11 protein-coding genes are annotated in these 12109 nt (G+C 64.7%); 8 read left to right on the top strand and 3 right to left on the bottom strand.

Translation table 11 applies throughout. The features are described 5' to 3' along the window. From OCGS_RS00975 to OCGS_RS01010, 8 genes are all read left to right on the top strand, one after another. On the top strand, positions 1 to 348 hold a 348-nt coding region (locus OCGS_RS00975; RefSeq protein ID WP_052026095.1), incomplete at its 5' end, for a GNAT family N-acetyltransferase. Positions 349 to 429: 81 nt separating this feature from the next. Beyond that, positions 430 to 1431 carry a BMP family lipoprotein gene (locus OCGS_RS00980; protein ID WP_007425341.1) on the top strand — a complete coding sequence of 334 codons (1002 nt, stop codon included), beginning with the start codon at positions 430 to 432 and terminating at the stop codon, positions 1429 to 1431. Between the two features lie 81 nt (positions 1432 to 1512). Further along, positions 1513 to 3111 carry an ABC transporter ATP-binding protein gene (locus tag OCGS_RS00985; protein WP_007425342.1) on the top strand — a complete coding sequence of 533 codons (1599 nt, stop codon included), beginning with the start codon at positions 1513 to 1515 and terminating at the stop codon, positions 3109 to 3111. Next, positions 3111 to 4217: an ABC transporter permease gene (locus OCGS_RS00990; protein ID WP_007425343.1), complete on the top strand. Its 1107-nt coding sequence runs from the start codon at positions 3111 to 3113 to the stop codon at positions 4215 to 4217. Before OCGS_RS00985 ends, OCGS_RS00990 begins: the two co-directional genes overlap by 1 nt. 3 nt (positions 4218 to 4220) lie before the next feature. Then, positions 4221 to 5186, top strand: coding sequence for an ABC transporter permease (locus OCGS_RS00995; RefSeq protein WP_007425344.1), 966 nt, complete (start codon positions 4221 to 4223; stop codon positions 5184 to 5186). Next, positions 5186 to 5989: a purine-nucleoside phosphorylase gene (locus OCGS_RS01000; RefSeq protein ID WP_007425345.1), complete on the top strand. Its 804-nt coding sequence runs from the start codon at positions 5186 to 5188 to the stop codon at positions 5987 to 5989. The genes OCGS_RS00995 and OCGS_RS01000 overlap by 1 nt, the downstream gene beginning before the upstream one ends. A 68-nt stretch (positions 5990 to 6057) precedes the next feature. Further along, entirely contained in the window at positions 6058 to 6969 is a 912-nt protein-coding gene (locus OCGS_RS01005; RefSeq protein WP_007425346.1) for a sulfite exporter TauE/SafE family protein, read from the top strand. After that, positions 6966 to 7730: a TIGR02186 family protein gene (locus OCGS_RS01010; protein ID WP_007425347.1), complete on the top strand. Its 765-nt coding sequence runs from the start codon at positions 6966 to 6968 to the stop codon at positions 7728 to 7730. Before OCGS_RS01005 ends, OCGS_RS01010 begins: the two co-directional genes overlap by 4 nt. Here the strand turns inward: OCGS_RS01010 and OCGS_RS01015 are convergent. The 3 genes from OCGS_RS01015 to OCGS_RS01025 all read right to left on the bottom strand — a co-directional run bounded on the left by OCGS_RS01015 (position 7715) and on the right by OCGS_RS01025 (position 12079). After that, positions 7715 to 9244: an ATP-dependent DNA helicase gene (locus OCGS_RS01015; protein ID WP_007425348.1), complete on the bottom strand. Its 1530-nt coding sequence runs from the start codon at positions 9242 to 9244 to the stop codon at positions 7715 to 7717. The two genes, OCGS_RS01010 and OCGS_RS01015, sit on opposite strands and share 16 nt — an antisense overlap. Positions 9245 to 9285: 41 nt before the next feature. Then, the gene (gene ccrA / locus OCGS_RS01020; protein ID WP_007425349.1) at positions 9286 to 10581 is read right to left on the bottom strand and encodes a crotonyl-CoA carboxylase/reductase; all 1296 of its coding nucleotides are present in this window, start codon (positions 10579 to 10581) and stop codon (positions 9286 to 9288) included. A 109-nt stretch (positions 10582 to 10690) separates the two neighbouring features. Next, entirely contained in the window at positions 10691 to 12079 is a 1389-nt protein-coding gene (locus OCGS_RS01025) for a 1-acyl-sn-glycerol-3-phosphate acyltransferase (RefSeq protein WP_007425350.1), read from the bottom strand. Between the last annotated feature and the right edge of the window lie 30 nt (positions 12080 to 12109).

The raw sequence follows: 12109 nt of genomic DNA on the forward strand, positions 1-12109 counted from the left end.
GATAGGGCGGCTTTCGCCATCGGCCGCGTCGTTCTGGACGAGGTCGAGCTTCTGACACTGGCCACCGATCCCGCGCATCGACGGCAGGGCCAGGGCCGACGCGTTCTAAGTCGCTTTCACGCCGAGGCTGCCGCGCGCGGCGCGCGGATCGCCTTGCTGGAAGTCGCGGCGGACAATCTGGCGGCGCGGACGCTTTACTACAATGCGGGATACGTGCAGGCGGGCCGCCGGCGGGACTATTATCGTCTGCCCGACGGTTCCGCGGTCGATGCGCTGATCCTGCACCGCACCCTGCCCCATCGGATCGGCGGCCCTGACGTTATGCTAACCGGTCGGCAAACCCCTTGACCCCCATCACCTGCTGCGTCCTTATTCGCAGTATAAAGAACGGGATCGAAACGGATCCCCGAAGACATCAGGGAGAGACGAATGACCTTCATGCAGAAACTTCTGGGCGCTGCCGCCGGCGCGGCGCTGCTGGCCGGGGCCGCGCAGGCCGAACCGGGGTTGATCATCGACCTTGGCGGCAAGTTCGACAAGTCGTTCAACGAAAGCGCTTATACCGGCGCGCAGCGTTGGAAGGAAGAAACCGGCAACGACTATATGGAGACCGAGCTTCAGTCCGAAGCGCAGCGCGAACAGACGATGCGGCGCATGGCCGAACGGGGCGCCAACCCGGTTGTCGTGCTGGGCTTCGCCAACGCCTCGACGCTTGAGAAGGTCGCGCCGGACTATCCCGACACCAACTTCGTCATCGTCGATATGGTGGTCGATCAGCCCAACGTGCAGTCGGTCGTTTTCTCTGAACACGAAGGCAGCTATCTGGTCGGGGTGATGGCCGCGAAAGCGTCCGAGACCGGCACGGTCAGCTTCGTCGGCGGAATGGACGTTCCGCTGATCCGCAAATTCGCCTGCGGCTATGCCCAGGGCGCGAAGGACACGAATCCCGACATCAACGTCGTCGCCAACATGACCGGCACCACGCCGACCGCATGGAACGATCCGGTGAAGGGCGGCGAACTGACGCGGGCGCAGATCAGCCAGGGGTCGGACGTGGTCTATGCGGCCGCGGGCGGCACCGGCGTCGGCGTGCTTCAGACCGCTGCCGACGAAGGGATCCTGGCCATCGGCGTGGACAGCAACCAGAACTATCTGCATCCCGGCTCGATCCTGACCTCGATGACCAAGCAGGTCGACAAGGCCGTCTATGACGCGTTCCAGTCGGCGGCCGAAGGCAATTTCCAGACCGGGCTTCAGGTCAAGGATCTGGCATCCGAAGGCGTCGGCTATGCGATGGACGAACACAATGCCGACCTCGTGACCGAGGAGATGCAGCAGGCCGTCGACGAGGCCGCCGAGAAGATCAAGTCGGGCGAGATCGCGGTGCACGACTATACCTCCGACGACAGCTGCCCGGCCCTGTCCTTCTGAGGATGGTCGAAACCGCAACCAGGACGGCGACGCGACGCGGCCCGGCGGCCCGTCGCGTCGCCCGATACGGACGACCCGCGCATGGCTGACGGTCCCGCCCCCGCGATCGAACTGCGCGGCATCTCCAAGGCGTTCGGCGCGGTGCAGGCCAACAAGGACATTTCGATCCGCGTGATGCCCGGAACGATCCACGGGATCATCGGCGAAAACGGCGCGGGCAAGTCCACGCTGATGAGCATTCTTTATGGATTTTACAGGGCCGATGCCGGTGAAATCCTGATCGCCGGTCGCAAGACGGACATTCCCGACAGCCAGGCCGCCATCCGGGCCGGGATCGGGATGGTGTTTCAGCACTTCAAGCTGGTCGAGAATTTCACCGTCCTTGAAAACATCGTCCTGGGCGCCGAGGAAGGCGTGCTGCTGAACACGTCGCTCGGCAAGGCGCGCAAGCTTCTACGCCAGCTTTCGGATGAATACGAACTGCATGTCGATCCCGACGCGCTGATCGAGGATCTGGGCGTCGGGATGCAGCAGCGGGTCGAGATCCTCAAGGCGCTCTATCGGCAGGCCGACATCCTGATTCTGGACGAACCGACAGGCGTGCTGACCCCCGCCGAGGCCGATCACCTGTTCCGTATCCTGCGGGGGCTGAAGGACCAAGGCAAGACGGTCGTGCTGATCACTCACAAGCTGCGCGAAATCATGGAGATTACCGATACCGTCAGCGTCATGCGACGCGGCCAGATGACGGCGACCGTGCGCACGGCGGAAACCAGCCCCGAAAAGCTGGCCGAACTGATGGTCGGGCGCAAGGTTCTGCTACAGGTGGACAAGGCCCCGCCCCGTCCCGGCGAGGTCGTGCTGAAGGTCGAGAACCTTCGCATCCACGACGAGCAAGGGGTCGAACGGCTGCGCGGCGTATCCTTCGATGTGCGCGCGGGCGAGGTTCTGGGCATTGCCGGCGTGGCCGGAAACGGACAATCGGAACTGCTGGAGGTTCTGGGCGGAATGAGGCCCGCGCAGGGCGGGACCGTTCAACTGACGGGCGAGGCGCTGGATCTGACGGGCAGCCGTTCGGATGCCCGCACCAGGCGCGCGCGCGGCATCGCCCATGTGCCCGAGGATCGCCAGCGCGAAGGCCTGATCATGGACTTTCACGCTTGGGAGAATGTGGGCTTCGGCTATCACGACGATCCGGCCTATAATCGCGGGGTGTTGATGGATAACGACGCGTTGCGCCGCGATGCCGAGGCCAAGATCGCCCGCTTCGATGTCCGCCCCGCCGATTGCTGGCAGAAGGCACGGAACTTTTCGGGCGGAAATCAGCAGAAGATCGTCGTCGCGCGCGAGATCGAGCGCGATCCGGTGCTGCTGCTGGTCGGGCAACCGACGCGCGGCGTCGATATCGGCGCGATCGAGTTCATCCATCAGCAGATCGTCGCGCTGCGGGACGCGGGGCGTGCGGTTCTTCTGGTCAGCGTCGAGCTGGACGAGATCCTTTCGCTGTCGGATCGCATCGCGGTGATGTTCGACGGGCGGATCATGGGAGAACGGTTGCCCGACACTACGGACGAGCGTGAACTGGGTCTGCTGATGGCCGGCATCACCGACACCGACCGCCCCGTCGCCACGGCCGAGGTCGAGGCGAATCTTGCCCGTTCCGGGGGAAAGGCCCGCTGATGGACAAGTTGCCGCGTTGGGCCGATGTCGCGCTGATCCCGGTCGTCAACCTGGTTCTGGCGCTGATCGTCTCGGGTATCGTCGTGACGCTGATCGGCGAAAATCCCTTCGACGCCATGATGATCATGGTCAACGGCGCGGTCGGCAGCACCTATGGCTGGGGCTACACGCTGTTCTACGCCACGAATTTCGTCTTTACCGGGCTGGCCGTCGCGGTGGCGTTCCATGCGCGCCTTTTCAATATCGGCGGCGAAGGACAGGCGCAGTTGGGCTCGCTGGGCGTGGCGCTGGTCTGCCTTTATATCCCCTGGCCGCACTGGACGCTGGCCCTGCCCGGCGCCATCGTCGGCGGCGCGCTGTTCGGCGCGGCCTGGGCGGCGATCCCCGCCTATCTTCAGGCGCGGCGCGGCAGCCATATCGTCATCACGACGATCATGTTCAACTTCATCGCGTCGGCCCTGCTGGTCTATCTTCTGATAACGTCTTTGAAAGCGCCCGGAATGGCACCCGAGACCGCGCGCTTTCCCGAGGCGACCTATCTGCCGACCGCGCAGGATTTCTTTGCCGCCATCGGCATCCCGTTCGCGCGCACGCCGCTCAACGTCAGCTTCATCGTCGCACTGATCGCCTGCTGGCTGGTCTGGCTGCTGATGTGGCGGATGCGTCTGGGATACGAGATCCGCGCTTTCGGGCATAGCGAGCCTGCGGCGATCTATGCCGGGATCTCGCCCTTTCGCATAACGATGGTGGCGATGCTGATCTCGGGTGCGTTGGCGGGGCTGATGGGGATCAATGCGGTCATGGGTGAACAGCAGCGCCTTTTGCAGGATAACGTCCTTGGCGCGGGTTTCGTCGGCATCGCCGTCGCCCTGATGGGACGCTCGCATCCTGTCGGCGTCCTGCTGGCCGCCATTCTGTTCGGCGCGCTTTATCAGGGCGGTGCCGAGTTGGAATTCGAGACGAGCGTGCCGCGCGAGATGGTCGTCGTCATCCAGGCGCTGGTGATCCTGTTTACCGGGGCACTGGACGGGATGGTGCGCGGGCCACTGGAAAAGGCGTTCCTGCGATACCGGAAACAGCCCAAGCCCGGCGTAGCGGCGGAGTAGCGGATGGACTTTCTGACGGTCGTGCAGATCCTTGACAGCACCGTGCGGCTGGCCACGCCGCTGCTGCTGGCCTGCCTTGCGGGACTGTTCAGCGAACGTGCCGGCGTCGTCGACATCGGGCTCGAGGGCAAGATGCTGATCGCCGCCTTCTTCAGCGCGGCGGTGGCCTACAGCACCGGATCGGTGTGGCTGGGCCTGCTGGCCGGCGTCGCCGCGTCGATGGTTTTCGGGGTGATTCACGGATTGGCGTCGATCACGTTTCGCGGCGATCAGCTTATTTCCGGCGTAGCGCTGAACTTTCTCGCCTCGGGGATGACGGTGCTGATCGCGCAGGACTGGTTCGCGCAGGGCGGCCGGACGCCCGCGCTGGACGGGGCGGCGCGGTTTTCCTCGATCGATCTGCCCGGCGCCGGCGCGCTGCGCGACGTTCCCTTCATCGGACCGATCTACGACGATCTGATCAGCGGGCACACGATTCTCGTCTATGTCGCGGTGCTGATGGTGCCCCTGTCGTGGTATGTGCTGTTTCGCACCCGCTTCGGCCTGCGGCTGCGGGCCGTTGGCGAAAATCCCGGCGCTGTCGATACCGCCGGCATCAGCGTCGTGCGGCTGCGCTATTCGGCGGTGCTGATCTGCGGCTTTCTATGCGGTCTGGCGGGTGCCTATCTGGCGACCGGGCTGGCTGCGGGGTTCGTCAAGGACATGACGGCGGGGCGCGGGTATATAGCGCTGGCCGCGTTGATCTTCGCCAAGTGGCGGCCCTGGTATGCGCTTGGGGCGTGCCTGCTGTTCGGTCTGCTGGAATCCATCGGTAACAGGTATCAGTCGCTCGACCTGCTGGGCCTGCAAATCCCGTCGCAATTCATGCAGGCCCTGCCCTATATCCTGACCGTGGTGATCCTGGCGGGCTTCGTCGGCAAGGCCACGCCGCCCCGCGCCGGCGGAACCCCGTATGTGAAGGAAAAGTGATGTCCCGCGAAGCCGACGATCTGGCCCGGTTCATCCGCGACCGGGCGGGCGATGCCCCGGTGGCGCTGGGTCTGATTCTGGGGTCCGGTCTGGGCCATCTGGCGGACGCGGCCGACGGGATCGCCATAGATTACGACCAGTTGCCGGGCTTTCCCCATGCCGGAGTTTCCGGTCACAACCCAAAGCTGGTGGTGGGCGATCTGGAAGGCGTCCGCGTCGCGGTTTTCGGCGGTCGGGCGCATTATTATGAAAAGGGCCGCGCCGATGCCATGCGACTGCCGCTTGAGGTGCTGCGCGCCTTGGGCGGCGAGGCGCTGATCGCGACCAATGCCGCCGGATCGCTGGATCCCGCGATGCCGACCGGCAGCGTGATGCTGCTGTCCGACCACATCAATTTCAGCGGCCTGAACCCCCTGATCGGCGAGCCGACGGATGCGCGGTTCGTCCCGATGACCGACGCGCACGATCCACGGATGCGCGGCGATCTTCGGGCTGCCGCGGAACGCACCGGAACCGATCTGCGCGAGGGCGTCTATGCGTGGTATTCCGGCCCCTCCTTCGAAACACCCGCCGAGATCCGGGCGCTGCGGCTGTTGGGGGCCGATGCCGTGGGGATGTCCACGGTGCCCGAGGTGATCCTGGGGCGCTTTCTGGGCCTGCGCTGCGCCGCCATCTCCGCGATCACCAACATGGCGGCGGGGCTGAGCGCCGAGGCGATCGGCCACGAACACACCAAGGCGATGGCGCCTCTCGGTGCCGCCAAGTTGGAGCGGATCCTGCGGGACTATCTGGCCCACCGCTAGATCGCGGCCGAGGCTGGCCATTATCCTGCGGTGGTGTTTCAGTCGTCGCAGACGAGGGCGGACGCGGCATGCAGATTTACCTTCCCATTGCCGAAATATCGGTCAACGCGTTTCTGCTGCTCGGGCTGGGCGGAATGGTCGGCATCCTGTCGGGCATGTTCGGCGTCGGCGGCGGGTTTCTGATCACGCCGCTGCTGTTCTTCGTCGGCATCCCGCCCGCGGTCGCTGTCGCCACCTCGGCCAACCAGATCGTCGCCTCGTCGGTATCGGGGGTTCTGGCGCATTTCAGACGGCGGACGGTCGATCTGCGGATGGGGCTTGTGCTGCTTGCGGGCGGGCTGGTCGGGTCGGCCGCAGGTGTGCAGATTTTCAACGTCCTTCGACAAATGGGCCAGGTCGATCTGATGGTCCGGCTTTGCTACGTCGTCTTCCTGGGGGCGATCGGGGCGCTGATGTTCGTCGAATCGCTGAATGCGATCCGCAAGACGCGCAAGGGTGCGCCCCCAGTCCGGCGGCGGCACAACTGGATCCATGCGCTGCCGCTGAAGATCAAGTTCCGCACGTCGGGGCTTTACATCTCGGTGATCCCGCCCTTGCTGGTGGGGGCACTGGTCGGGCTGTTGGCCGCGATCATGGGCGTTGGCGGCGGGTTCATCATGGTGCCGGCGATGATCTATCTTCTGGGGGTGCCGACCAAGGTGGTCATCGGCACGTCGCTGTTCCAGATCATCTTCGTCACGGCCTTCACGACGCTGCTTCATGCGACGACGAACTATACGGTCGATATGCTTCTGGCCCTGCTTTTATTGATCGGCGGCGTAATCGGCGCGCAGATCGGCACGCAGATCGGCCTGCGTATGAAGGCCGAACAATTGCGAATCCTTCTGGCGCTTCTCGTCCTGGCAGTCTGCGGCAAGCTGGCGCTCGACCTCTTTCTGCGGCCCGCGGATCTCTACAGCATCGGGGCGGATCTGGCATGAGGCTGCTGGCGGTTCTGGCCCTGCTGTCCTGCGCCGCGCCGCATGACGCCTTGGCCGAGGATGTGATCGCAGGTCTGAACCAGACGCGCATCTCGATCTCGGCTGATTTCGACGGATCCGAACTGCTGATCTTCGGCGCGATCAAGCGCGAGGCGCCGCTGGATCGAAGTGAGCGGCCAGAGATCATCGTCACCGTCGAAGGGCCGTCCGAACGGCTGGCGATTCACAAGAAAGCGCGGATCGCCGGCATCTGGGTCAACGCGGAAACGGTCGAGATCGACGCCGCCCCCAGCTTCTATTCCGTCAGCACTTCGGCGCCTCTGGACCGGATCCTGCGGCAGACCGACGACATGCGGCATGCGATCACCCTGGCCCGCGCGATTCGGCAGGTCGGCGCCCCGGCCGAAGTCGCCAGCCCCGAGGATTTCAGCCAGGCCCTGATCCGTCTGCGCGCGGGTCAGAACCTCTATCAGACCAATATCGGCGACGTGCGCCTGCGCGAGGCGACGCTGTTCGACACGGCCGTCGCGTTGCCGGCCAATCTGGTCGAAGGCGTCTATACGGCACGCATCTTCCTGACACGCGGCGGCCGTGTCGTATCGACCTATTCGACGGCCATCGAGGTCGAGAAGGTGGGCCTCGAACGGTTTCTCTACAACCTCGCCCATCGGCAGGCGCTGATCTATGGCCTGCTGTCGCTGGCCATCGCCATCGCCGCCGGATGGGGGGCGTCAGCCGTGTTCCGCTACGTCAGGGGCTGATCGGCTTCCAGCGCAAGCGGGGCGGCCCCCGCCAGATCGCTGACCCCCAGCGGCGCATCGGGCTTGCCCAGGCGATAGCGCGTCACCCAGCGCAGCCGCGTTTCGGCACGAGTGATGGCGACATAGGCCAGCCGCTTCCACAGCGGCACGCCTGCCTCGGTCCGCCCTGCCCGCGCGGCGGCGTAAAGATCGGGCGCGAAGACCTGCACTTCGGGCCACTGGCTGCCTTGCGCCTTGTGGATCGTCACGGCAGCGCCGTGCAGGAATGTCGCCCCCATCCGGGCGGCGAAGGGAATGAACGGTTCTTCCTCGTCCGGCGTCTCGATCTTGACGATGGATGCGGCGCTGACCTGCGGTTCGGGCGCGCCCACAACATGCAAACGCGAAAAGCCGGGGCGCTTGCCCTCGCCCAGATAGATGACCTGCGCCCCCTTGATCAGACCGCGGGCCTCAAGGTCGATGCGCTTCTTGCGATGCTTCAACGGCAGTTCCAGCCCGTCGCAGATCAGCGGCTCGCCCGGCAGAAGCGCATTGGACGGGGCGTCATAGGCGGCGCGGAACGCATGGATCAGGCGGATGCGCGTCGCGTTCCGCCAAACCAGAACCGGCGACCGCGCCATCAGCGACGCCTCGACCCGGCCCGCGCAGACGACCCGGTCGTCGCGGGCGGCGGCATCCTCGATCATGCGTTCGAACCGTTCGAACGTCAGGTCGGGATCGGCCAGCGCATGGGCAAGGTCGAGGATCGGATTATCGGCATCCTGACGATGGACCCGGCTGAGCGTCGCGACGCTGGCGGGCGGCAATCCGTCGAATACCATGCTGCCCGATTGCTGCACCGGTGCCAGCTGGGCCGGATCCCCGAACAGGATCAGGGTCGGAAAGATCTCCTGCAAATCCTCGAACTGCTTGTGATCCAGCATCGAGGATTCGTCGACCATCCCGATATCGAGCGATTCTTCCCGGCGTTTCCATCCGGTGATGAAATCGCTGCCCCGCAGGCCGGCGGCGGCCAGCGCACCGGGGATCGAGTTGTTCTGCCGATAGAATGCCTGCGCCCGGTCCAGCGCCAGATCGCCCAGTCCTTCGACGGTGGGTCTGTCGCCGTTCCCCGCCAGCCATTCGGCGATCTTCTCGTATTCGGGATCATAGACCGGGGTATAGAGGATGCGATGGATCGTGGTCGCCGGAACCCCGCGATTGCGAAGGACCGACGCCGCCTTGTTGGTCGGGGCAAGGATGGCCAGCGTGCGCCTGTCCTTGCGACGACGCGGCTCGTATTCGCCCGATACGACGTCGATGCCCGCTTCGCGCATGGCGCGGTAAAGCTCGGCAAGAAGCAGCGTCTTTCCCGACCCGGCCTTGCCGGTGATGGCCATGACCCGCCCGCCATCCCCGTCGGGCGGTGTCAGCGTTCCCGCGTCAAGGTCGATGCCTGCCTCGTCGAGAAGAACGGCCACCCTGTCGCGGGCGGCCGCCTGGTCGGGCGAAAGGTCAGATACGGTGACGTTCATCGCCCCGGTCTATCGCCCGCCGATGCCGGTGCCCAGCACCCTTATATCGCGGCCTCCAGCGTGTCTTCCCACGTCCGCAGGCCCGTTCGCGGCGCCTGGACAAGGGCCGCCATGTTGCCCGGCTTATGTTCGTTGTTCATCATCTTCGTGTGCGCGGCGGGAATCTCGCCCCATTCGAACACTTCGGACATGCACGGGTCGAGACGGCGTTCGATCATCAGACGGTTGGCGGCCGCGGCCTGCTTGAGATGGGCGAAATGGCTGCCCTGCACGCGCTTTTGATGCATCCAGAGATAGCGCGCGTCCATCGTCAGGTTGAAGCCGGTCGTGCCCGCGCAGATCACGACCATGCCGCCCTTTTTGCAGACGAAGGTGGACACCGGAAACGTCGATTCGCCGGGATGTTCGAACACCATATCGACGTTCACGCCCTTGCCGGTGATGTTCCAGATCGCCTTGCCGAACTTGCGCACCTCGTCGAACCAGCGTTTGTAATCCTCGGTATTGACTTTGGGCAGCTGGCCCCAGCAATCGAAGTCCTTGCGGTTGATGACGCCCTTCGCCCCCAGGTTCATGACGAATTCGCGCTTGTCCTCGTCGCTGATGACAGCGATGGCGTTGGCGCCTGCCGTGGTGATCAGCTGGATCGCATAGCTGCCCAATCCACCCGACGCCCCCCAGACCAGCACGTTCTGACCCGGCTTCAACTCGTGCGGATGGTGGCCGAACAGCATCCGGTATGCCGTGGCCAGCGTCAGCGTATAGCAGGCCGATTCTTCCCAGGTCAGGTGCTTGGGTCGCGGCATCAATTGCTGGGCCTGTACGCGGGTGAATTGCGCGAAACTGCCGTCGGGTGTCTCGTATCCCCAGATCCGCTGCGAAGGGGAAAACATCGGATCGCCGCCGTTGCATTCCTCGTCGTTGCCGTCGTCCTGGTTGCAATGGATGACGACCTCGTCGCCGACCTTCCAGTTCTTCACCTTGTCGCCGACCTGCCAGATGATGCCCGACGCATCCGATCCGGCGATATGGTAAGGGGCCTTGTGACCGTCGAACGGGCTGATCGGAACCCCCAGACCGGCCCAGACGCCATTGTAGTTGATACCGGCAGCCATCACCAGAACCAGCACCTCGTTGCTGTCGATGGACGGCGTCTCGACCACTTCCAGTTGCATCGCCTTTTCGGGCTCGCCATGCCGTTCCCGGCGGATCGCCCAGGCGTGCATCTGCGGCGGAACATGGCCCAGCGGCGGCATCTCGCCAACGTCGTAAAGGTTCTTAACCTCCGCGAAAGCTGTTTCGTTACGGGCGGCGAGGGTCTGGGTGTCTGATGGCATCGGTCAAGCCCCTGATATTTTGCAGCGCAGCATTAGCGTATCTCTCGTCTCGGGTCAAAATAACGGGCCGGTGGAAGAATACAACCGGATTGCGGCGCCATTCGACACATCATGTCGTGACCAGGGCTGGACCGCCCGCCCGCTCCTGCGGCGCAGCATCGCCCAGCGACATGGCATAGAACGCCAGCAGCTCGGCTTTGTCGTCGCTGACTGCCAGCTTGCCAGCATCGTCCCGCTGCACGATGCGCCGCATTACCAGCATGTCCAAGGCTTGGGCCGCCGTGGTTTCGATGCTTTCGTCCAGTAGGTGAACCGGCCTGTCCTGCACGAGACCGGCCAGCCGGTGGCGGATGTCGGTCTCGACTTCCTCCAAGGTTCCTGCCCCCTCCAACAGCGCCGCGGCCGCCAGGGGAACCGGCAGAACGGGAATCGTGGCGTCGATCCGGCGCGAAAGCTCCCTCCCGAGTGCTGTCAGCGAAAGAAGTCGATCCGCCTTGAACTCGCGCAGCGACAGCGGATGCCCGAAGGCAACGGCGGCGATGCCGAACTGGCGAAGGCGACCGGTCAACCGGCGACGCGACCAACGCATCGCGAACCCCGCCCCGGTGCGCAGAGATCCGCGAAAGCGCCGGTCGCCGTTGAGACGTGCGTCGATCAGCACGCGATCTTCGATCACCCGGTCGTAATTTAGCCCGATGGGCACGAAGACGACATCGCGCGCCGCTGTATCCGCCTCAGCGATATAGCTCAGCAGTCCCAGCCGAGCGAGGCTGCTGGCGCCCGTCAGGCTAAGACCGCCTTCGGGAAAGATGGCCTGCGTCACCCCGGCGGCGGTGGCCATCTGCACATAGCGCGCAAGAACCTTGCGATACAGATCGTCGCGGGACCGGCGGCGAATGAAGTAGGCGCCCATCGCCCGCACCAGTGCCGAAAGCGGCCAGATCCGCGCCCATTCACCGACCGCATAGGTCAGCGCCGATCTGTCCGCCGCCAGATAGGTGACAAGCACGTAATCCATGTTGCTGCGGTGGTTCATCACGAACACGATTGTCGCGTCGCGGGGAATCAGCGCCAGATCCACACCGGGCGCCGCCGAAAGTCGTACATCGTAAAGCTGCGTCGACAACCAGCGCGCGAATCGAATTGCAAAGCCGAAATAGGCGCTGGCGCTGAACGCCGGAACGATCTCGCGCGCGTATTTCCTGGCCTGGGCAAAGGCCACATCCTCGCGGATGCCGGTTGCGCGCGCATGGTCGGCGACGGCCTGGGCGATGGCGGGATCGTAGATCAGCCGCTGGATCGTATCGTGTCGCCGCGCCAGCTTGAACGGCTGGATGGGACGTTCCAGCCGCAGGTTCAGCCGCCCCACCGCATGTTCCATCCGTCGGCGAAAGAACCACCTGACCGACGGGAACAGCAGATGCGACCCCGCGGTCACGGCCGCGAACAGCAGGATCAGGATGAAAAGCCAGACGGGGATCTCGATCGTGCCGAACATCGGCGGACCATGACCCATCGCGGCCGCACG

Origin of the sequence: Oceaniovalibus guishaninsula JLT2003 (assembly GCF_000299575.1) — a bacterium.
In the GTDB taxonomy this organism is placed as follows: Bacteria; Pseudomonadota; Alphaproteobacteria; order Rhodobacterales; family Rhodobacteraceae; genus Palleronia; species Palleronia guishaninsula.

Excerpts from the sequence above, each read along its gene's own strand:
- OCGS_RS01000 (WP_007425345.1), top strand. The coding sequence starts at position 5,186 with ATGTCCCGCGAAGCCGACGATCTGGCCCGGTTCATCCGCGACCGGGCG.
- OCGS_RS01025 (WP_007425350.1), bottom strand. The coding sequence starts at position 12,079 with ATGTTCGGCACGATCGAGATCCCCGTCTGGCTTTTCATCCTGATCCTG.
- OCGS_RS01010 (WP_007425347.1), top strand. The coding sequence starts at position 6,966 with ATGAGGCTGCTGGCGGTTCTGGCCCTGCTGTCCTGCGCCGCGCCGCAT.
- OCGS_RS00995 (WP_007425344.1), top strand. The coding sequence starts at position 4,221 with ATGGACTTTCTGACGGTCGTGCAGATCCTTGACAGCACCGTGCGGCTG.
- ccrA (WP_007425349.1), bottom strand. The coding sequence starts at position 10,581 with ATGCCATCAGACACCCAGACCCTCGCCGCCCGTAACGAAACAGCTTTC.
- OCGS_RS00985 (WP_007425342.1), top strand. The coding sequence starts at position 1,513 with ATGGCTGACGGTCCCGCCCCCGCGATCGAACTGCGCGGCATCTCCAAG.
- OCGS_RS01015 (WP_007425348.1), bottom strand. The coding sequence starts at position 9,244 with ATGAACGTCACCGTATCTGACCTTTCGCCCGACCAGGCGGCCGCCCGC.
- OCGS_RS00980 (WP_007425341.1), top strand. The coding sequence starts at position 430 with ATGACCTTCATGCAGAAACTTCTGGGCGCTGCCGCCGGCGCGGCGCTG.
- OCGS_RS00990 (WP_007425343.1), top strand. The coding sequence starts at position 3,111 with ATGGACAAGTTGCCGCGTTGGGCCGATGTCGCGCTGATCCCGGTCGTC.
- OCGS_RS01005 (WP_007425346.1), top strand. The coding sequence starts at position 6,058 with ATGCAGATTTACCTTCCCATTGCCGAAATATCGGTCAACGCGTTTCTG.